The 382-nt window shown below is 60.2% G+C and carries 1 pseudogene; it reads right to left on the minus strand.

Annotation, left to right across the window (positions count from 1 at the left end):
- Nucleotides 1-382 (minus strand): annotated as a pseudogene (locus AAEZ09_RS27955) (methyl-accepting chemotaxis protein); the annotation flags it as partial.

Here is a 382-nt window from a genome sequence, read left to right on the forward strand (position 1 = left end):
TGCCGATGGTGGTCACGTTTCCGTGCAGGTCGCTCCAGCTGGTGGCCGCTTCGTCAGAGCTGTTGGCGACGAAGACATTCTCCAGGGTACGCATGTCCAGAACCTGCTTGGTCAGGCCGGAAGTCGCTTCTGCGACGGTAAGGGGGTCGCTGCCCTTGAGCCGATCACCCTCCAAGCGCAACACCCGCACCGCGTCGTACATATCCAGTTCGATGAACTCAAACTCTTCACGACTGACCTGTGCAGCGTCCTGCATCCGCGTACGCAGTGCCACACCGCGTTCGATCAACTGCATGTAACGGTCGAACTGTTGCCCGTACTCTTGCGCAGCCTGGCTTATCCGAGTCAAGTAAGCGCGCTCGGCTGCACTGGAGCTGGCCGT

Origin of the sequence: Pseudomonas sp. 65/3-MNA-CIBAN-0223 (genome assembly GCF_040310425.1) — a bacterium.
GTDB lineage: Bacteria > Pseudomonadota > Gammaproteobacteria > Pseudomonadales > Pseudomonadaceae > Aquipseudomonas > Aquipseudomonas gregormendelii.